This is a genomic window from Acinetobacter sp. NIPH 542, assembly GCF_000369825.1.
In the GTDB taxonomy this organism is placed as follows: domain Bacteria; phylum Pseudomonadota; class Gammaproteobacteria; order Pseudomonadales; family Moraxellaceae; genus Acinetobacter; species Acinetobacter oleivorans.
The window spans coordinates 124,102-143,909 of the sequence record NZ_KB850202.1 but is presented as its reverse complement, the minus strand read 5'-3'; the positions used below and the strand labels follow the sequence as shown (position 1 = coordinate 143,909).

Below are 19,808 nucleotides of genomic sequence, written 5' to 3'. Positions count from 1 at the left end.
TAATTTGAGTAAGAAAGAGATGAATTTCTGGGGTAAAAAATCCGTTTTTTTTATAAGCGGACTATGCATTATTATTGTCGGTTTTATTGGTGCTTGTTGGTGGTTTTTGAAACCAACATATGTGCCTTTATTACAACAAAATGATAAAAATATTCAGGCAAATGTTATTAATATCTTATCTACATCAAATATTCCATATGTAATTAAGAATAATACAATTGAAGTGGAAGAAAGCAAAGTTGGTGAAGCAAAAATCGCTTTAGATAAGGGCGGGTTAAGTAATCCAGATACGGTTGGTTTTGAATTGTTTAATGAAACTGATTATGGTATGTCTGATTTTGCTCAAAAAATTAACTTTCAACGTGCCTTAGAGGGTGAATTAGCACGTTCTATTATGACTATGGATGGAATGAAATATGCTAGAGTCCATCTGACACCGGAAAAAGATAAAATATATGAGGTGGATAAAGCTACAGCTAAGGCATCTGTGGTTATAGAAACTTTAAACAATAATCGGTTAAGCAAAGATACTGTTGAAGGAATTCAAAATTTAGTTTCCTCTGCTGTTAATGGATTGGAAGCTAAGAATGTTGTACTTTTGAACCAACAAGGAGAAATTATTAGTAATAATTTAAATACTTCTTCTTCATTGAAGCGTTCAGATGATTTAGAAGCAAAAATAGAAAGTAAAGTAAGAAATATCTTATACCAGTCTTTTAATATCAATAAAGTCAGTGTCTCTGCGCATGTTCAAGTAAATTTTGACAAAAGAAAAGTAGTACGTGAAAAACCAATTTTATCTGATGCTGGAATCTTATTGTTAAAAAAGAAAGAAACCTCTTCAACTACTTTAGGGGGAGAAAATACAAATTCTTCTCAAAAGGATAGTTCACAAGATAATGAATATGCCATTGGTAAAGAAATTTCAGAAATTGAATATGGTTCAGAAAGAATTAGTAATATCAATGTAGGTGTTATTGTTCCGAGTACATTAGACTTTACACAATTACAGAATATTCAACAAGTTCTAGAAGCTGGATTGGGTATTGATAAAAAACGTGGAGATCGTTTAGTTTTGGTTAGCAGTATGGTTCCTGTAGAACCCATATCTGATCAAAAGCCAAAAAGTGAATTATTAAAAGTTAATAATGGAAAAAATGATATAGTTGAAAGTAATCTATCACCATTTATGATTATTGTTATTTCTTCTTTAGGAATGATAGTTTTATTTTTAATTTTAAAGTATTTACGCAAAACTCCAATCAAAGGCGAAATTGAAACAGACTCCTTGTCAGATGAAGAAAGAGAGAAAATTCTAGTTAATTTAAAATACTGGTTGGGTAAAAATTAGATGAAAGATAAAGATATTGCTTTACGCAGTTGGATATTAAGATTTTCTAGTCTAACTTCTAATGAGCAAGAAAAAATCCGTCTAAACTTAAATGATTCTGAAGTCGAAAAATTAGATGAACTATTACAACAAGTTCAATCTCTTGGCATCGATTCTAAAAATTTATTCATTAAGGATTATATTGAAGCTGATTTGAAAGACTGTGACTCATATTCTGTATTATTAGATAAAATGATACAGAATATATCTCCAGTTTGGTGTGCTTTGATTGATGATAATCTTTTCTCAGAAATATCTTTAAAAAAAGATCATGCTTATTACAGAGAATATATTAAATATAAAGAAATATTTAATCAATTTGAGTTGGCACCAAAAATGAAGGCTTCTTTGAATAACTATTTTTATGAGAAAGTAATATATGAATGATAGTGGTGTATCAGCTAGATTACAAAAAGTGATAAAAAGTGATAGAAAAGTCACTTTAGGTACTATGATTGAGAAGGTCATCACTCCAAAAGAAATCTTAAAAGTTGCGGAAATAAAAAATGTTGTGCCAACAAAAAAAGAACAAGTGGAAGATTTAGTAGAAAAAGAATTATCTATTTTAAAAAGACAATATGCGGATGAATATAAAAAAGTCGTTGAACTTGAAAAGGCAAGACTAAAAGATATTCATGAGAAAAAAATGTTGTTACTGGAAAGTCAATTTAAAGCAAAAATAGATTCTCTAACTTCGTGTATTGTTGAATTTACAAAGAAAAATGAGGTTTTAAATTCATCTTTAGAACTTATTGCAATAAAAACTATAGATGAAATCTTAAAGAAAATGACTATAGATTTGACTGAACATGAGGGTTTTATTGCAGAAATTATAAAGAAAGCTTTGGTTGAGTATAATTTGGGGGAGGGTTTTACCCTAAAAGTTAATGTACATGAGTATGAGCTAATTAAAAAAATTATTTCTGAAAATGTTTTTCTAGTAAATTATAATATAGTCGTTGAGAAAGATAATTCTTTAAAATCTGGTCAATATTCAATTGATCTAAAAGAATCTATGTTGGATATTGGGGTTAAACAGCAATTTGATAAAGTTAGGCAATTATTAAATGACTGATAGTGTAAATAATATTGTCAATAATATTCTTAAAAAATTAAATACCTCTTCCTTTTTACAATCTTCAGGAAAAGTTAAAGAAATTAAAGGTGTGAGCATTGAAGCAATTGGCTTAAATGTTAGTATTGGTGAAATTGTAGAAATAATTCATCCTAATAAATTGAATAATATGTTTGCAGAAGTAATTTCTGTTGGTGAACAATCTTTTACTTTAATGCCTTTTGGTGATATTCATGGTTTAAATCTTGAGTGTAAAATTATATCCTCAAAAAAAACAATTCAAATTCCTGTTAGTCTCAACATGCGTGGTAGGGTTTTAGATGCTTTAGGAAATCCAATTGATGGTAAATCTTTACCAGAAAATGTAGAGTTTATCTCCAAAAACTTAATACCAATAAATCCATTGCACCGAGTTCCTATTACTCAAAAATTAAATACAGGGGTTAAAGCACTAGATTTATTTACTCCAATTGGAATAGGGCAACGCATAGGTATTTTTGCTGGAAGTGGAGTAGGGAAAAGTACTTTATTAGGTATGTTGTGCAAATATGCAACTGCAGATGTGATTATTGTTGCTTTAGTTGGAGAGAGAGGAAGAGAGGTTACAGACTTTATTTCTAATGTACTGGGTGAGAAAGGTCTTAAAAGATCAATTATATATGTCGCTACAGCAGAACAGCCAGCTGTTTTCCGAAGATTTATTGCTTATACCGCAACTACAGTAGCTGATTGGTATAGAGCAAAAGGTTTTAATGTACTCTTGGTAATGGATTCTATTACTAGATTTGCTTATGCTCAAAGAGAGATAGGTTTAGCTGCTTCTGAGCCAACTGGATTAAGGGGATATCCAGCTTCGGTTTTTTCTCAATTACCCCCTTTGGTCGAGAGAGGGGGAGCTTTACTAGGACAAGGTTCGATAACATCAATTTATACTATTTTAGTCGAGGGGGATGATTATAATGAACCTATATCCGATCATATGAGATCTATTTTAGATGGTCATATTATTCTTGATCGTACCTTAGCCGATAAAGGGCATTTTCCTGCAATCAATGTATTGAAAAGTATTAGTCGATTATCTAGCATTTTACATACGAATGAGCAAAAAAAACTTATTGCACAGTTAAAGAAATACTTGGCTTTATATAATGAATATTCTGATATGATTCAACTTGGTGCATATCAGTCAGGGCAAAATAAGCTACTCGATTGTATTATTCAATATAAACCAGAAGTTGATGAAACTTTAATTCAATTGGAGAATGAGCATATAAAACCAGATAGTGTCTGGATAAGAATGCAAAATATTATCACTAAAATTGATTCTTTAGGTGAATAAAAATGACAATAATTTCCAATTTAAAGAAAAGAAAAGAAATAATGAAAATTCTTCAGTATCAATATATGGCACTAAAAATAGAAGTGGGAGAGTTGAAGGAAAGAAAGCTGAAATTGGATTCTATGAAACAAAAAAATGAATATGAATATTTAGGTCTATTAGCAAACTTTTCTGAACTTAAAAAAAAATTTGGTCTTGCATTAGATAATCAGATTTATGAAGAAAATTTTATTGTAATCAATAAAAAATATAATGCTTATATTGAAAGTGACAAAGCTAGTATTGCTTTGTACGAGTTGTTAAAGGAAAGATTAGATGCGTTGGTTCTTCATAAAAGAAAAGTTGATCATCTAAAAGATGCTATTGAAAAAGATGAATTAAATATACTTTTTGAAGATATTTGTGAGAAATAGAATGGAAAATATTAATTTTGATCATCGTTTGAAAACAATTTACGATGAACAAGGGGAAAGGTCTAGTATTGCCCCAAAACGAAAAAAGGAAAGTAGTGATTTTTTAAAAGATATTAAGGGAGAATTTAATGATAATGAAAAAAATGGAAAACTTACTACCCAAAAAAATAATATCGAAAAAAAGACTATGAATTTCTCTAAAATTTATGATTTTGGTAAAACAGCGGTCAACCATTTATCTTATTTGAATAGTATTGGAAATAATATTTCATATCAAAAGTACAATTCTTTATTAGTTCAATATGAAGATTTATCTTATGAGTCATATGAGAATAGAGAAAATAACTTTATAAGCAAAAAGTTAAGATTAGATCGATCTGATACAAAAATAGATTTGGCCTCAAAAAACGAAGATATCTTTATGGGAAATCATATATCAAAATTGAATGCTTCTGTCAAGCAGACAGTATTTACCTCACCATTGCTGTTAAAAAAAAATATTATTCTTACAAGTTCTGAGATATTCATAAGAGATTATGATGGTGATCAAACTGAGCTTTTAGAAAATATTAAGAGACAACTACCTGATAATATTGATAGAATATGGCTTAACGGAAAGATGATTTGGTCTAAAACCTAAAGAGATAATTATGGCTATAGATGCTCTTGGTAATAGTTTAAATACTGCAAGTAGTGAAGTAAGTCGAAGTAATTTAAGTCAAAATGATTTTATAAAACTATTTATGACAGAGCTTACTTTTCAAGATCCGCTTGAGCCTATTAATAATAGGGAATTTTTAGCTCAAATGGCTCAATTTACAAATTTAGAGCAAGCTAGGCTTACAAACGATAATATTAGTAATCTAGTTTCTATTAATGCAACCTTACAATCTTTAGGTATTATTGGAAAGCAGGTGGAAATTGTCACTAATAGTGGTGCAAATATAACAGGAACAGTTTCAGCTGTTAATTTTTCACCTGAAGGTTCATTAATTAGTGTAAAACAAGCAGATGGTAATTTTTTGACCGATATAAAGCTATCACAAATTAAAACAGTAAGGTGATATAAGTGACTCAAGCACATTTTAATGGTGTAAGTGGTTTAATTGCATTTTCTACTCAATTAAACACTGTTTCTCAAAATATTAGTAATATGAATACACCTGGATATAAGGGCAAAGATAGTTTTTTAAAAGATGTTGAAAATAATAATGGTTCAGGTTTGGGTGTGAGTTATGAGGGTACAAGTACTAGAACAAAAAATGGTGACTCCAAACAAACAGGTAATCAAACGGATTTATATATTAATGGTAAAGGATATTTTATATTAAAGGACTCTAAACAAGATGTTTTTTATACAAGAGCTGGTCAATTTAAATTTGATGAAAAGGGGAGTTTAGTTGATCAGTCTGGTACTTACCATGTTATGGGATTTGATGGAGAAAGTTTAGTTGAGATTAATATAAATAATTATTTATCTTTGCCACCTACACAAACTACTATACTTGATATTAATGGAACCTTAAGTACATCTGAGACTACTCCGTATAAGTTAAGTAATGTTAATATTTATGATGCAACAGGTTCTTTAAGAAAGTTAACTGTTAATTTTGAAAAACAAACTGGTGGCACAACAACCGTCGGTAGTAAGTGGTCATATACCGTAATTGATGAAAATAATAAAACATTAAATACGGGGGTCATAAGTTTTACTTTAGCTGGCACTGTACAAGAACAGTTTTTAGATGTTGATCTAGATTTTGATAGTGGTAAGCAAAAGATAAAGCTAGATTTAGGTGGAGTCAGTGTAGTTTCAGTTGGTAGTAGTAATATACAAGCTACAGCGACTGATGGCGGGCCTAGAGCTGGTATTATAGGCTATAATTTTGGTGAAGATGGTGTTCTTGAATTAAGTTACAATAATGGTCAGAAGAAAAAAACAAATCAAGCTGTCGGATTAGCTAACTTTTCTGATGAAACAAAACTTGTGCAAGATCAAAATGCCTTTTTTCATAAACCTGAAAATATAAATGTCAAATATAGTAAACCTGATTTAGAATATTTTGGAAAAATACAAGGTGGATATATTGAATTAGCTAATATCGATTTAGCACAGGAGTTTGGTAATATTTTAATTATTCAAAGGGGATATCAAGCTAGTTCAAAAGTGATGAATGTGGCTAATGAAATGTTAGAGCAACTTTATAATTCATCTCGTGGTGGCTAAGATGCAATATGCTTTAGGTTTTTTAACTAAGAAACAAAAAGAGCAGTTAATTAATAAGATTAACGAGCCAATTTATAATTGGTGTCAAGATTGGATAGAGCGTGAAAAGAAACCAACAATTTTTCTTAAAAACTTTTCTGATTATTATCAAAGTTTTGTAACTAATAATGGCGTTTTTGCTATAGATGAAATAAATTCAGTATTTTTTTTGGTAAAAAGCCCAAATGATTTTTTGAAGTTTTTTTTTAGAGAAATGGGAAGTTGTCTTCCTTTAGATAATATATCAAATTTTTTAATTGAGAATGCAATATCTGATTTACTATATAAAATTGATAATAATAAAAAAGATATTACTGAATTGAAAAATATAACAGATATAAAGTTTTTAGGAATTCCTGTTGTTATTGAAATTAATTTAGATTTTGGTAGTGTTGAATTAATATTAGATTCTAATGTGCTTAAAAATAATAAGCAGTTAGATCAATTAGTTGCAGATAATATTTTAAACCCCGTTACTATTAACAATGAAGTTACTTCATTATCTATTAGTTTTTCATTAGATAAACTTTCAATAACTGACTTTCTTGATTTACAAGTAGGTGATGTTATTAAATCGAAACATTCAATTTTTGAGCCATTCAATGTAATGAGTGGAGATAAGGAAGTGGCTGTGGGGTTTTTAGGGCAATCGGAAAATCAATTAGCAGTTTTGTTAAGATCCAAAGAAGAGAAATAGACAGTGACAACACAGATCAATGATATAAATTTACCTAGTTTAGATGGGCAGAATAATGAAAGCTCTAAAGACTTATTAGAAAATAAACTATCTATAGTAGATCATGTCGAAGTTGAATTAGTTGTAGAAGTGGGGAGTGTAAAGTTAACTGTAAGTGATTTATTTAATTTGAAACAAGGCAGTACTATTAAATTAGATCAGTCAGTTGAAGAGCCTTTAAAGCTTTATCTTAAAGATCGTTTAATCGCATATGGAAAGCTTGTTGCTGTTGACGATGTATTGGGTTTTCAAGTTACTGAAATAGTAAATAGTCTTTGATATGATGTTTAAGCAAGACAATATAATTTCCTCTGAATATATATTATATGTATTGGGAATTACGATAATACTATTGTTAGCTACTTATTTAATTTTATTTTTTTTCAAAAAGAAAATTATTTCAAAATTTGAGCTAAATTCGGTGCTTAATCGTAAATTGGAAGTCCAAAAAATATCATCGAAAACCACTTTATATATCTATGATAAAATAGATTATGATGTGATTATTGTTGAATCAGATCAAAAAGTTTCTGTTACACATGTTCCTAAGCGCATTGAAAATAAAGTCTCAAATGATGAGCAGAGTACTAATGTATAATCAATCATTAAGTAAAGTATTAATCGCTTTGCTCTGTTCATTTTTAAGCATAAGTTGTTTTGCTCAAGAAAGTTCTAAGCAAGTTGATATAGCTAACTTAATGAATCCAACATCAACATTTGTTTCTTTAACACTTTTAAGCTTTATTCCTCTAGCAATGATAGCGACAACTACATTTATTAGAAATGTAATTGTATTGTCAATCATGAGGCAAGCTTTAGGATTGCAACAAACTCCACCCAATATTGTATTAATCTTATTATCATTTTTCTTGATGATGATTGTGATGGGCCCTTCATTTGAAGTAATTAATAATACAGCCTTTCAACCTTATCTTGAAAATAGAATATCATTGCAAGACTTTTTTATGAAATCGTGGGAACCTTTAAAGGCTTTCATGATTACTCAAACTCATCAATCAGATATTAAATTAATTTATGAGCTGTCCAAGTCCTCACTTCCAAATGATATAGCTGCTATTTCACCAATTAAATTAATACCTGCTTTTATGTTGAGTGAACTCAAGATTGCTTTTCAAATAGGATTTGTAATTTTATTACCATTTTTAATTGTAGATATTATCGTTGCTTCTATACTTATGTCTTTAGGCATGATTATGGTTCCACCAGTGACTATTTCATTACCTATAAAATTACTTCTTTTTCTATTAATTGATGGGTGGAGTCTTCTTTTTGAAGTGCTGATTAAAAGTACTCATTAAAAGATATTTTCTAAAGTTGGAAAAAGCCTCGTTACGAGGCTTTTTCTATAATGATTACTTAATATTTGGATCGCCTTTTTTTAAGAAGAAGCGAATCGCTAACTTCTGTAGGAATGTTCCATAAGGAGGATGGAAAAGCTGAGTCGGAAAAAACCGATGACGTATAAATACAGTTTTTGCATGTGACAGTTCACGGAAACCTTCTTCGCCATGATATGACCCCATGCCTGAGTTTCCGATACCACCAAAAGGAGCATCATGGTTGACTACATGCCAACCCCAATCATTAATGGTCACGCCACCCGAATGAGTTTCACGTAAAATACGATCACGTTCTACCGAGCTATGTGTAAAGAAGTAAAGTGCTAAAGGTCGTTCATCCGATTTCACATAGGTAATTGCATCATCTAAAGAATCATAAGCCACCACAGGTAAAATAGGGCCAAAGAGTTCTTCTTTCATAATGCGCATTTCTGGTGTGCAATTCAGCACAATCTGTACAGGCATCCTGCGACCTTGTTGGTCAAAACTATAAGTATCGCAAGGAATAACTCGAGCACCTTTTTCTTGTGCATCGGTCAAGATATCTTGAATACGTTTTAAATGACGGTCATTTACAATCGATGTGTAATTCTCATTGGTTGTAATGTTTTGACCAAACATTTTTATAAAGCTTGATTTCGCAGCATCTACAAATTCATCAATACTTTCTTTCGGAACCAACGCATAGTCAGGTGCTACACAGATTTGCCCACTATTGGTTGCTTTACCATGAGTAATACGTTTTGCAGCATCGGCAAGCGGGTAGTTACTGCTTACAATTGCAGGTGATTTACCACCTAACTCAAGTGTAACAGGTGTTAGATTTTCAGCAGCAGCTCGCATGACGACTTTGCCAATCGCAGGCGAGCCAGTGAAGACAATATGGTTAAATGGCAACGAGGTAAATCTTGCTGGGTCTGTAATTTCTTTACCAAACACTGCTACTTCATCTTCATTGAAGACTTCAGCTAACATGCGTCGTAGCATTGCATTGGTATTTGGGGTAATTTCAGGCAGCTTAATCATGACTCGGTTGCCCGCAGCTAAAGCAGCAATCAGGGGGCCAAGCGCTAAATAAACAGGAAAGTTCCAAGGCACAATCACACCAACCACACCTTTAGGCTGATATTGCACACTTAAACGGTTTGATAAAAATAAAAGCTCGGTACGGCGTTTACTTGGACGCATCCAGCGGCGTAAATGATGAATCGCATGATCGGCTTCCAACACGGAGCCAAGCAAATCGAGTAATTTGGATTCATCAAGTGATCTTGAACTAAAGTCAGCATTAATCGCGGCAGCTAAAGCATCTTGATAACGAATAATTTGTTTTTTGAGTTGATGTAGCTTTGTGCGGCGTGCCTCAAGACTCGGGTAGGGATCTGCCTCAAAATTGGCACGTTGTTTGGAAAAAATAAGTTCCATATGTTCAGTGGCAGAGCCGCTATATTCTTTTAAGGTGGACTGTTCCATTATTATTCCTTCCATACTTTTGCTTATCATACTTTATGCTTGAAGCGTCGTATGGTCGATGTTAAATTGAGACAACAAGAGGTAGTTTAGTGCCATTATGCACGTCACTCTAGGGATGGTGTGAGTTAAATGCCTAAAAATCTTTATAAAAATGCAAATAGTGTTATTGAAGAAAATTATGATAATACACTCTTAGGTGCCAATACATATTTGCTGGGTTTGACCAGTTTATTTGATGAAATGGGGTTGCAAGGCCATTCAATATCAAATGTTCTATCTGGCACAAATATTTCGCCAGATACGATGAATCAATCCTCTTTATATATTTCTCAAGTCCAAAAAATTCAGTTATTTCAAAATATACAAAAACTATCTCACGATCCTTTAATTGGACTACGCGCAGGACAAAAGCAGCGGCTGTCAGATTTTGGGGTGTATGGTTATGCGCTATATTCTTCGCGTAATTTTAGACAAGCAGTTGAGCTTGGCATCCGACACATTAAGCTTGCAGGACCTATTTTAAAGAAGTCTTTTTATATTCGAGATGATGTTGCCATTTTTGAAGGGCAGGACATTATTGCACTGGGTAAGCTTCTACCTTTAGTGTGCGAGTTTTGGTTTAGCTCCATGCAAACCTTAATTGAACGCGTGCTTGAAGGACCATTTCAAGCGAAGAAGCTTTTATTGCCATACCCAGCGCCTGACTATGCGGAGGAATATGAAAAAGTGTTTCATTGTCCTGTTCAGTTTAATGCTGGGGTGATGCAATGGCACTTTGATTTGAAGTGGCTCGATGTACCTTGCCCAAATGCCAACCCGATTACCGCTGATATGTGTAAATCGTTTTGTGAGCGGATGCTAGGTGCTGCTGAACTTGAGGAGCCTGAGTTGGTGAAAACAATCCGTTTAATATTATTGGATGGGACAGGGCTTTTTCCATCAGCTCAAGAAATGGCCGAACGCTTACATATGTCAAAGCGGACCTTACATCGTCGGTTAGCAGGGTTGAATTTAACCTATCAGGAGTTATTAGATGAAACTCGGCGCCGTCTTGCGGATGAATATTTGCGAGAAACAACTTTAACCGTAGACGAAATTGCTGAAAGAATTGGCTTTTCAGATACCTCTAATTTTAGAAAAGCCTATCGTCACTGGACAGGTATTTCACCAAATGAGTATCGAATACAGTACCTAAATTAGATTAAGGTTTGTTTGTTATTTAAATCGAGAAAGTAACTTTTTCTGCAAAAATGGATTACAGAGCAAAATCGCAAATAAAATAATAAATATACCGATAATACTGAATAGATCCGGTAATTCATGCCAAAAAACAAATCCCCATATCCCTGCAAAAATAATGGCAATGTAATTCATGGGGCCAATTTGTCCTGCTGGCGCTAGGCTATAAGCATAAGACATAAACAATTGGCTAATATTAGCTAAAAGTCCTGCGGCAATGAGTAATGCTAGTTCATGCCAAGTGAAAATACGCCAATGCCAAAACATTGGAATAGAAGAAATCAAACTACCAAAAATACAGAAATAAAAAACGATACGCTCAGGCGGCTCTGTACTGGTTAAAGCTCTTACAGTCACAAAAGCCATTGCTGATAAAAAGCATGCACCCAAGCCAATAAAAGACAATGCGTTAAATAGACCTTGGTCGGGTTTGGCGACAAATAAAACCCCAACGAGCCCAATAACAGCAGCAAAAATCATCGATTTGGTAATTTTTTCTTTTAAGAAAAGCCATGCAATCAGTGGAATAAAGATAGGAGATGAATAACTAAAAACCATGGCATTTGATAGTTTTAAGTTCGCAATGGCATAGAAAAAACCATACATTGCAGCAAGACCCACTAGACTTCGCCAAGTGTGCATCCAGAGTTTATCGGTTTTAACGAAGTCTAAACCCTGTTTAAACAGCATCGGAATAAAAATAAATAAGCCGACAGCATTTCTAAAAAATACGACGGTCGCGTTGTCTACCGTTTGTGAAGCAAAACGAATGCACACCCCCATAATGGAAAATAATAATGCTGATGTCATAAGACAAAGCAATGCTTTTCCAAGTTGAGTTGAGGGGAGATTTTGAGCAGTCTGATTTTGCATAGAGAAATACAGTTCTTAATTTTCGATGTTATTTTAGCAGCGATGTTAAGTTTTGGTGAAATGTGTCGTAATTAATAACTAGAATGTGAAAAGATGAGGGGTGTCCTCATCTTTTAAATCTGATTAGGTCACAGGTGCGGGGTTAAATACAGCAAGTGAGTTATGAATACCCCAACGGTCCGACCACGTTTGTTGTTCACCACTCGCCACTTGTAAAATCAGTTCAAAAAGTTCCCAGCCCACTTCTTCAATAGTTTTCTTCCCAATGGCAATATCACCAGCACTGATGTCGATCAGGTCATACCAACGGTTTGCAATATTGTTTCTGCTTGCCATTTTAATGACCGGCACTGCTGCTAGCCCGTAGGGTGTACCGCGGCCTGTGGTAAATACTTGAACAGTAATACCAGATGCCATTTGCTGCGTACCACAGATAAAGTCACTCGAAGGGGTTGCCGCAAAAATTAATCCTTTTTTTGTCGGTCTTTGGCCTGGTGCGAGAACTTCTACAATCAGTGAGCGACCCGATTTGGCAATTGATCCCATCGCTTTTTCTACAATGTTATTCAGTCCACCTTTTTTATTACCCGGTGTGGTATTGGCACTTCGGTCTACTTGGCCTGCTGCTAAGTAGTCATCGTACCATTTCATTTCCCGAATTAGATCTTTGGCAACTTGTTCATTTGCTGCACGTGGAGTAAGTAGGTGAATACCATCGCGGACTTCCGTAACTTCAGAGAACATGACTGTACCGCCACATTGCACAATCAGGTCAGCTGCGAAACCAACGGCAGGGTTAGAGGTGACTCCAGAAAATGCATCACTCCCACCACATTGCATGCCTACAACTAAATTAGAAGCTGGAACTTCTTCTCGAGTACGTTGATTAAGCTTTTCAAGATGTTGTTCTGCCACAGTTAAAATATGGTTCACCATACTTTCAAAACCATGATGACGTTCATCTTGTAACTGAATAATATCTTCATTTGCTAGAGGAATATATTTGTTTTCTTTAGGAATGTTTAAAAGTCGTTCGGGTTGCATTTTTTCGCAGCCTAGACTCACAACCATAATTTCTCCACCAAAATTAGGGTTGAGTGCAAGATTATGAATTGTACGAATAGGAACAATTGCAGCGGGGGCATCGATTGCCACACCACAACCATATAAATGGTTTAATCCGACTACACCATCTACATTTGGATATTTTGGAAGTAAATCACGTTCAATAATTTTAACGACATAATCGACAATACCTTCAACACAGTTAACACTGGTTGTAATACCTAAAATATTCTTTGTGCCGACACTGCCATCTTTATTTTTATAACCTTTAAATGTATATCCGCTAAGCGTAGGGAGCTTTGGATCAGGACGAGTTGCTAACTCAAGATCATCTAGCTCAGGTGCCTCAGGCATTTGGGTAACGGCTTCATTTACCCATGAGCCTGCGGATAAATCTTTATTGGCATAACCAATAATTTCCCCATAACGAACAATTGCTTCACCTTGCTTTAATGACTTTAATAAAACTTTATGTCCCTGTGGCACATGATCAACCAAGGTCAGGTGGTATTCTTCAATATGTGTAGAAGGTGGTAAACCGCCGTCATTCACTACAATGGCTACATTATCGACAGGACTAATTTTTATGAGGAGAGGCTTCAGCATGATCGTTCCTTGTATACATTTGAAGAGAGGGCTATAACGCATAATTCGTTTAAGCGTTATAGCGAAGCATTTTTAAGACGTAGGTTTTAACTCAAAGCGCTGGATTTTACCGACCATAAAGAGGTAGCAAATAATTGCGATGACTGCATGTATACCTACAAAAACCAGTGCACCATTGAAAGAACCTGTCGAGTTGATGATATAGCCAATCACAATAGGGATAACAATGCCTGCAGTATTGCCGAAGGTATTAAATAATCCACCCGACAAACCAACCATTTCTTTCGGTGCAACATCAGACATCACTGCCCAACCTAATGCACCAAAACCTTTGCCAAAAAAGGCGAGCGACATAAACAACAAGATGGCTGTTTGCGAATCGACATAGTTACAAACCACAATACTGGTTGATAACAACATGCCAAAAATAATGGGAAATTTACGGGAAAAGGTTAGAGACTTGTTCATCTTGATAAGTTTATCGGAAATTACTCCCCCTAATACGCCACCAATAAATCCGCAAAGTGCCGGTAATACAGCCGCAAAACCAGCTTCTAAAATTGACATGTGGCGTTCTTTTACAAGGTAGACAGGGAACCAAGTTAGAAAGAAATAGGTTAAGCAGGTAATACAATACTGAGCGATAAAAATACCTAGAAGCATACGAGAAGAAAGCAGCTTTTTAATATTTTTAAAATTCATCTTGTTGTTTTCATCAGCAACTTTAAGCTGATTTTCACCCATGCTAGTAATAGCACCGCCTGCTTGTAAATATTTGAACTCATTTGTGTTAATAGTAGGGTGTTTTTCTGGGCTATAGATGACTTTTAACCAGATAAAAGCAATCACAATACCTAGTCCACCCATAATCCAAAACACAGATTGCCAATGAATATGGGCAACCAGCCATCCCATGAATGGTGCAAATATGACAGTTGCAAAATATTGAGCTGAGTTAAATATTGCTGCGGCGGTCCCACGTTCTTTGGTTGGGAACCATGCTGCTACAATCTGACTATTTCCTGGAAATGCTGGGCTTTCAGATAATCCAACCAAAAAACGTAAAAGAAATAATGAGGCGATAATGAGAGGAATAGAACCTAAAATATCAACAAAACCCAAGAGAATAGTGAAAAAAGACCAGAGCATGATGCTCCAGAAATAAACTCTTCGAGCACCGAACTTGTCGAGTAACCAGCCACCTGGAATTTGGCCAATAACATAAGCCCAGCCAAACGCAGAGAAGATATATCCCATGGTCACTGAGCTTAATCCCAGCTCTTGAGACATCGGGGCAGCAGCCATAGAAAGTGTTGCCCGATCACCGTAATTTAATGAAGTAACTAAAAAAATCATCGCTAAAATGTAATAGCGGGTTTTATTATGCTTCGCTCGTTGCTGATTTACAGCAGCAAGATTTGTTTGCAGATTATCCATATACAAACTCTTTTAATAATCGACCTATTTGCATATCCGTGAAATAGGTGACGTCATGTCAAATTCATCGATAGAATAGATGAGAAAACGGAATTTTGTATCTACTCTATAGTCCTAGTTCTAAAACCGCGTCTTTAGATGTATGACATCATATGATTAAAAATATTATTTTGGCAAGTGGGGCCGAAAAATAATTTTTATGCGGGTTTATATTGACAAGTTGTCTGATGTCTTATAAGTTTTGGTGATGAAAAAATAGTATCAGAATGCCAAGGAGTATTTTAATGGCGACCTCTACACCTATCGTTAAATCAATTCGAGCAATTCCTGTTGCTGGACATGACAGCATGCTGCTCAATTTGAGTGGTGCTCATGGACCTTATTTCACTCGTAATATACTCATTATCGAAGATAACTCTGGAAATATTGGGGTAGGCGAAATTCCGGGCGGAGAAAAAATTTTAGCGACATTAAATGATGCTAAAGCCTTGATAGAAGGCCAACCGATTGGTGAATATAAAAATCTACTTAAAAAAATTCAGCAAACTTTTGCTGATCGTGACAGTGGCGGACGAGGCAACCAAACCTTTGATTTACGGACCACAATTCATGTTGTAACTGCTTATGAGTCGGCATTGCTTGATTTGCTTGGTAAGCATTTAAATGTGAATGTCGCAAGTTTACTTGGTGAGGGTCAGCAACGTAGTGAAGTTGAGGTTTTAGGATATTTATTCTTTGTTGGTGATCGCAAACAGACATCTCTTGATTATGCGACCTCACCACATCTGAACCATGACTGGTACAAAGTCCGCCATGAAAAAGCGTTAACACCTGAATCAGTGCAGCGTTTAGCAGAAGCATCTTATGACCGTTACGGTTTTAAAGACTTCAAATTAAAAGGTGGTGTATTACACGGAGAACAAGAAGCTGAAGCTGTTACAGCTATCGCTCGCCGTTTTCCAGAAGCACGTGTGACGCTTGATCCAAACGGAGCATGGTTTTTAGATGAAGCAATTGCTTTAGGCAAACATCTTAAAGGCGTGTTGGCCTATGCAGAAGACCCGTGCGGTGCAGAACAAGGTTATTCAAGCCGTGAAATTATGGCCGAGTTTAAACGTGCCACAGGTTTACCCACTGCGACCAACATGATTGCTACCGACTGGCGAGAAATGTCACATAGTATTCAATTGCAAGCCGTTGATATTCCTTTGGCTGATCCACATTTTTGGACATTGGAAGGCTCGGTTCGAGTTTCACAGCTCTGCAATATGTATAACTTAACGTGGGGTTCGCATTCTAATAATCACTTTGATATTTCACTGGCCATGTTTACCCATGTTGCTGCCGCCGCTGTAGGTAACGTTACGGCAATTGATACACACTGGATTTGGCAAGAAGGTACAGATCAGCTAACGAAAGCGCCGCTTGAAATTAAAGACGGTAAAATTCAGGTGCCAACAGCACCGGGACTTGGTGTTGAACTGGACTGGGACCGAATTAATCAAGCCCATGAGCTCTATAAATTAAAAGGTTTAGGAGCTCGTAATGATGCCGATGCGATGCAATTTTTAATACCAAACTGGTCATTTAATAATAAAAAGCCGTGTTTGGTTCGTTAATATTTTATCGATATCTTTGAAAAATTCGCTTTTTTAAGTTTTCTTAATGCTTTGCTGTCCATACGGGCAGCTTTTTTTTTATGTCTAAAGATTAGCTATAAAATTAAGAAATTTTAACTATATTTTATAAAACAAATAGTTAAGTGATTTTTGATAAAGAACTTTTATCTTTTTAAAAATTTTAGATTCCCAGAGGAAAAATATATTGATTAAAATAAAATTTATGATGTAAGATGTCTGACAACATAAACATGTATGGATATTTTCTAATGGATGCTCTTGAGTTAAAAAACATTGTTTCTGATGGCCTTCTTTCTTTTCCGGTTACTGACTTTGACCAAAATGGGGACTTTAACAAATCTTCTTATGCAAAACGTCTTGAATGGTTAGCGCCTTATGGTGCAAGTGCATTATTTGCTGCGGGTGGTACAGGTGAGTTTTTCTCGTTAACTGGAAGTGAATACTCTGACGTGATTAAAACAGCTGTCGATACTTGTAAAGGTAGTGTACCGATTATTGCTGGGGCAGGTGGTCCGACACGTCAGGCGATTGAACAGGCAAAAGAAGCAGAGCGCTTAGGTGCACACGGTATTTTGTTAATGCCGCATTACCTAACTGAAGCAAGCCAAGAAGGTTTGATCGAACACGTTAAGCAAGTATGTAACTCAGTAGACTTTGGCGTAATTTTTTATAACCGTAGCGTTTCAAGATTAAATCTCGATTCAATCCAAAAGTTAGCCGAGATGTGTCCGAACTTAATTGGCTTTAAAGATAGCTCTGGTCAAATCGATATGATGACGGCAGTGACCCAAACTATGGGTGATCGTTTGTCGTATTTAGGTGGCCTGCCAACAGCAGAAGTTTTTGCAGCGCCATATAAAGCCCTAGGTTGCCCAGTTTATTCATCAGCTGTATTTAACTTTATTCCAAAGACTGCAATGGAGTTTTATAACGCGCTTCGCAGTGATGACTTTGAAACAACCAATCGTTTGATTAAAGATTTCTTCTTGCCATTGATTAAAATTCGCGACCGTAAATCAGGTTATGCGGTAAGTATGATCAAAGCAGGTGCCAAAATTGTTGGGCACGACGCAGGTCCAGTGCGTCCACCATTAAGTGATTTAACTCATGCAGACTATGAAGATTTGGCTACTCTCATTGCGACACTTGGTCCGCAATAATTCTAACTGTTTAGGTATTGGAGCTTTAAAATGAGTAAAAATAATGGTCGGCAGTTTATTAATGGTCAACGCGTTGCTACAAATGCACCAGCTCTAGAAAGTATAGCTGCAAAAGACTATCAGCCAACAGGTTATGTATTTAGTCAGGCAACCCTTGACGAAGTGGATCAAGCTGCTCAAGCTGCACATAACGCTTTTTTAGTTTATAGCCAAACTTCTCAAGAGCAACGTGCCTCTTTTCTTGAAGAAATTGCTCGCCAAATTGAAGCATTAGGTGCGAACTTACAAGAAGTCGCTTCACTTGAAACAGGCTTACCACTTGCTCGTCTTAAAGGAGAGACAGGCCGTGTTACTGGTCAGCTTCTACTGTTTGCTGAACTTTTACGCCGTGGCGATTTTTATGGTGCTCGTATTGATGTGGCATTGCCAGAACGTAAGCCTTTACCGCGTGTTGATTTGCGTCAATATAAAGTTGGGGTAGGACCGGTTGCTGTGTTTGGCGCGAGTAATTTCCCACTTGCATTTTCAACAGCAGGCGGTGATACCGTAGCTGCTTTAGCAGCAGGGTGTCCGGTTGTCTTTAAAGCACACTCTGGACATATGGCAACTGCTGAGCTTGTTGCAGAAGCCATTGAACAAGCAATCGAAGTTTGTGATATGCCTAAAGGCACATTTAACATGATTTTTGGCGGCCGTATTGGCGCAAACTTGGTAGAACATCCACTGATTCAGGCAGCTGGTTTTACGGGTTCTCTTGAAGGCGGAATGGCACTTTATAACCTTGCGCAGAGCCGTCCTCAGCCAATTCCATTCTTTGCTGAAATGTCGAGTGTGAACCCTGTAGTGGTTTTATCTCAAGCGCTGAGCTCTCGTGGTGAACAGATTGCACAAGATACAGTTGCCTCATTTAATATGGGATGTGGTCAGTTCTGTACAAAACCGGGGTTAATTTTAGGTGTACAAGGACCTGAATTTGACAGTTTCGTAGCAGCTTTAGCTGAAAGCACGCAAAAAGCTGTGCCTCAGGTCATGCTGAATGAAGGAACTTTAAAAAGCTACCGTCAAGGTATTGATGCTCTAAACAGTGAATCTGGTTTTGAAGTAGTTGCGACAGGTCAAGAGGCCGAGCTAGTTTCTCAAGCAAAAGCACATCTATTTAAAGCGGACCAATCTGTTTTACTGTCAGGCAACCCAAAACTACAACATGAAGTTTTCGGGCCGATGTCAATTGTGATTGGCGTGGAGGATGAAGCGACTTTGTTAAAAGGGATCGAGGCTTTAGGTGGACAGCTCACGGCAACGATTATTGGTGATGAAAATGAGTTGTCCGAAGCAGGCGAACTTCTTCATTTGCTAACTGGTAAAGCTGGCCGTGTATTGTTTAACGGTTTCCCGACAGGAGTTGAAGTGTCTGATGCGATGGTACATGGTGGTCCTTTCCCTGCAACCAGTGATGCACGCGGAACTTCGGTAGGTACGGGAGCAATTGAACGCTTCTTACGTCCGGTATGTTTCCAAAATACGCCACAAGTATTATTACCTGATGCACTAAAAGACAGTAATCCGCTACAGATTACTCGTTTGATCAATGGGCAGTTAACTCAGACTCAAATTTAAAAATTGTGCAGCTTAATCAAAGGTATTGAGCTGCATATTTTTTAGCTTATTCAACGCATTATTAAATATTGAAATAAGCACAAGTTGCTCACTTTTTAAATATATGTGAGTGTTTGAT

Annotated in this window: 20 protein-coding genes; 16 read left to right on the top strand and 4 right to left on the bottom strand. The window is 35.6% G+C overall.

The features are described from left to right. Positions 1 to 4: 4 nt before the first annotated feature. Genes fliF through fliP form a run of 12 tightly spaced genes read left to right on the top strand, consistent with a single transcriptional unit; the run spans position 5 to position 8,538 of the window. The gene (gene fliF / locus F886_RS00770; RefSeq protein WP_228129959.1) at positions 5 to 1,351 is read left to right on the top strand and encodes a flagellar basal-body MS-ring/collar protein FliF; all 1,347 of its coding nucleotides are present in this window, start codon (positions 5 to 7) and stop codon (positions 1,349 to 1,351) included. Next, on the top strand, positions 1,352 to 1,777 hold the full coding sequence (locus F886_RS00765; protein ID WP_005299429.1) for a hypothetical protein: 426 nt from the start codon (positions 1,352 to 1,354) through the stop codon (positions 1,775 to 1,777). It begins immediately after the preceding gene. Continuing rightward, complete coding sequence (locus tag F886_RS00760) at positions 1,770 to 2,465, top strand: FliH/SctL family protein (protein WP_005299426.1); 696 nt, start codon at positions 1,770 to 1,772, stop codon at positions 2,463 to 2,465. The genes F886_RS00765 and F886_RS00760 overlap by 8 nt, the downstream gene beginning before the upstream one ends. Further along, positions 2,458 to 3,804, top strand: a complete 1,347-nt coding sequence (locus F886_RS00755; protein WP_005299423.1) for a FliI/YscN family ATPase — start codon at positions 2,458 to 2,460, stop codon at positions 3,802 to 3,804. Before F886_RS00760 ends, F886_RS00755 begins: the two co-directional genes overlap by 8 nt. 2 nt (positions 3,805 to 3,806) lie before the next feature. Beyond that, positions 3,807 to 4,217 (top strand): hypothetical protein, encoded by a 411-nt coding sequence (locus F886_RS00750; protein ID WP_005299420.1) that lies wholly within the window; start codon positions 3,807 to 3,809, stop codon positions 4,215 to 4,217. A gap of 1 nt (position 4,218) precedes the next feature. Further along, positions 4,219 to 4,857 (top strand): hypothetical protein, encoded by a 639-nt coding sequence (locus F886_RS00745; RefSeq protein ID WP_005299417.1) that lies wholly within the window; start codon positions 4,219 to 4,221, stop codon positions 4,855 to 4,857. Positions 4,858 to 4,867: 10 nt separating this feature from the next. Beyond that, a complete protein-coding gene (locus tag F886_RS00740; protein ID WP_005299414.1) occupies positions 4,868 to 5,281 on the top strand; it encodes a flagellar hook capping FlgD N-terminal domain-containing protein in 414 nt (137 codons plus the stop codon). 5 nt (positions 5,282 to 5,286) lie between these two features. Further along, positions 5,287 to 6,444, top strand: coding sequence for a flagellar hook-basal body complex protein (locus tag F886_RS00735; RefSeq protein WP_005299412.1), 1,158 nt, complete (start codon positions 5,287 to 5,289; stop codon positions 6,442 to 6,444). 1 nt (position 6,445) lies between these two features. Then, a complete protein-coding gene (locus F886_RS00730; protein WP_005299410.1) occupies positions 6,446 to 7,180 on the top strand; it encodes a flagellar motor switch protein FliM in 735 nt (244 codons plus the stop codon). A gap of 3 nt (positions 7,181 to 7,183) precedes the next feature. Beyond that, the gene (locus F886_RS00725; protein WP_005299407.1) at positions 7,184 to 7,498 is read left to right on the top strand and encodes a FliM/FliN family flagellar motor switch protein; all 315 of its coding nucleotides are present in this window, start codon (positions 7,184 to 7,186) and stop codon (positions 7,496 to 7,498) included. 1 nt (position 7,499) lies between these two features. Continuing rightward, the gene (locus tag F886_RS00720; RefSeq protein ID WP_005299404.1) at positions 7,500 to 7,817 is read left to right on the top strand and encodes a hypothetical protein; all 318 of its coding nucleotides are present in this window, start codon (positions 7,500 to 7,502) and stop codon (positions 7,815 to 7,817) included. Further along, complete coding sequence (gene fliP / locus F886_RS00715) at positions 7,810 to 8,538, top strand: flagellar type III secretion system pore protein FliP (protein WP_005299402.1); 729 nt, start codon at positions 7,810 to 7,812, stop codon at positions 8,536 to 8,538. Before F886_RS00720 ends, fliP begins: the two co-directional genes overlap by 8 nt. Positions 8,539 to 8,592: 54 nt before the next feature. On the opposite strand, the gene F886_RS00710 is transcribed toward fliP, so the two are convergent. Next, entirely contained in the window at positions 8,593 to 10,053 is a 1,461-nt protein-coding gene (locus F886_RS00710) for a coniferyl aldehyde dehydrogenase (protein WP_005299400.1), read from the bottom strand. Positions 10,054 to 10,182: 129 nt separating this feature from the next. On the opposite strand from F886_RS00710, the gene F886_RS00705 reads away from it, so the two are divergent. Beyond that, the gene (locus F886_RS00705; RefSeq protein ID WP_005299397.1) at positions 10,183 to 11,253 is read left to right on the top strand and encodes an AraC family transcriptional regulator; all 1,071 of its coding nucleotides are present in this window, start codon (positions 10,183 to 10,185) and stop codon (positions 11,251 to 11,253) included. Positions 11,254 to 11,268: 15 nt separating this feature from the next. On the opposite strand, the gene F886_RS00700 is transcribed toward F886_RS00705, so the two are convergent. The 3 genes from F886_RS00700 to F886_RS00690 form a co-directional block, all read right to left on the bottom strand. Beyond that, on the bottom strand, positions 11,269 to 12,165 hold the full coding sequence (locus tag F886_RS00700; RefSeq protein WP_005299394.1) for a DMT family transporter: 897 nt from the start codon (positions 12,163 to 12,165) through the stop codon (positions 11,269 to 11,271). A 123-nt stretch (positions 12,166 to 12,288) separates the two neighbouring features. Then, positions 12,289 to 13,836 (bottom strand): galactarate dehydratase, encoded by a 1,548-nt coding sequence (garD, locus tag F886_RS00695; protein ID WP_005299392.1) that lies wholly within the window; start codon positions 13,834 to 13,836, stop codon positions 12,289 to 12,291. A gap of 72 nt (positions 13,837 to 13,908) precedes the next feature. After that, positions 13,909 to 15,273, bottom strand: a complete 1,365-nt coding sequence (locus F886_RS00690) for an MFS transporter (protein WP_005299390.1) — start codon at positions 15,271 to 15,273, stop codon at positions 13,909 to 13,911. 284 nt (positions 15,274 to 15,557) lie between these two features. Between F886_RS00690 and gudD the strand changes: the two genes are divergently transcribed. From gudD to F886_RS00675, 3 genes are all read left to right on the top strand, one after another. Then, complete coding sequence (gene gudD, locus F886_RS00685) at positions 15,558 to 16,892, top strand: glucarate dehydratase (protein WP_005299387.1); 1,335 nt, start codon at positions 15,558 to 15,560, stop codon at positions 16,890 to 16,892. 269 nt (positions 16,893 to 17,161) lie between these two features. Next, on the top strand, positions 17,162 to 18,073 hold the full coding sequence (kdgD, locus tag F886_RS00680; RefSeq protein ID WP_005299384.1) for a 5-dehydro-4-deoxyglucarate dehydratase: 912 nt from the start codon (positions 17,162 to 17,164) through the stop codon (positions 18,071 to 18,073). Positions 18,074 to 18,103: 30 nt separating this feature from the next. Then, positions 18,104 to 19,690, top strand: a complete 1,587-nt coding sequence (locus F886_RS00675) for an aldehyde dehydrogenase (NADP(+)) (protein ID WP_005299382.1) — start codon at positions 18,104 to 18,106, stop codon at positions 19,688 to 19,690. Positions 19,691 to 19,808: the final 118 nt, after the last annotated feature.

Excerpts from the sequence above, each read along its gene's own strand:
- F886_RS00765 (WP_005299429.1), top strand. The coding sequence starts at position 1,352 with ATGAAAGATAAAGATATTGCTTTACGCAGTTGGATATTAAGATTTTCT.
- F886_RS00760 (WP_005299426.1), top strand. The coding sequence starts at position 1,770 with ATGAATGATAGTGGTGTATCAGCTAGATTACAAAAAGTGATAAAAAGT.
- F886_RS00755 (WP_005299423.1), top strand. The coding sequence starts at position 2,458 with ATGACTGATAGTGTAAATAATATTGTCAATAATATTCTTAAAAAATTA.
- F886_RS00750 (WP_005299420.1), top strand. The coding sequence starts at position 3,807 with ATGACAATAATTTCCAATTTAAAGAAAAGAAAAGAAATAATGAAAATT.
- F886_RS00745 (WP_005299417.1), top strand. The coding sequence starts at position 4,219 with ATGGAAAATATTAATTTTGATCATCGTTTGAAAACAATTTACGATGAA.
- F886_RS00740 (WP_005299414.1), top strand. The coding sequence starts at position 4,868 with ATGGCTATAGATGCTCTTGGTAATAGTTTAAATACTGCAAGTAGTGAA.
- F886_RS00730 (WP_005299410.1), top strand. The coding sequence starts at position 6,446 with ATGCAATATGCTTTAGGTTTTTTAACTAAGAAACAAAAAGAGCAGTTA.
- F886_RS00720 (WP_005299404.1), top strand. The coding sequence starts at position 7,500 with ATGATGTTTAAGCAAGACAATATAATTTCCTCTGAATATATATTATAT.
- fliP (WP_005299402.1), top strand. The coding sequence starts at position 7,810 with ATGTATAATCAATCATTAAGTAAAGTATTAATCGCTTTGCTCTGTTCA.
- F886_RS00710 (WP_005299400.1), bottom strand. The coding sequence starts at position 10,053 with ATGGAACAGTCCACCTTAAAAGAATATAGCGGCTCTGCCACTGAACAT.
- F886_RS00705 (WP_005299397.1), top strand. The coding sequence starts at position 10,183 with ATGCCTAAAAATCTTTATAAAAATGCAAATAGTGTTATTGAAGAAAAT.
- F886_RS00700 (WP_005299394.1), bottom strand. The coding sequence starts at position 12,165 with ATGCAAAATCAGACTGCTCAAAATCTCCCCTCAACTCAACTTGGAAAA.
- garD (WP_005299392.1), bottom strand. The coding sequence starts at position 13,836 with ATGCTGAAGCCTCTCCTCATAAAAATTAGTCCTGTCGATAATGTAGCC.
- F886_RS00690 (WP_005299390.1), bottom strand. The coding sequence starts at position 15,273 with ATGGATAATCTGCAAACAAATCTTGCTGCTGTAAATCAGCAACGAGCG.
- gudD (WP_005299387.1), top strand. The coding sequence starts at position 15,558 with ATGGCGACCTCTACACCTATCGTTAAATCAATTCGAGCAATTCCTGTT.
- kdgD (WP_005299384.1), top strand. The coding sequence starts at position 17,162 with ATGGATGCTCTTGAGTTAAAAAACATTGTTTCTGATGGCCTTCTTTCT.
- F886_RS00675 (WP_005299382.1), top strand. The coding sequence starts at position 18,104 with ATGAGTAAAAATAATGGTCGGCAGTTTATTAATGGTCAACGCGTTGCT.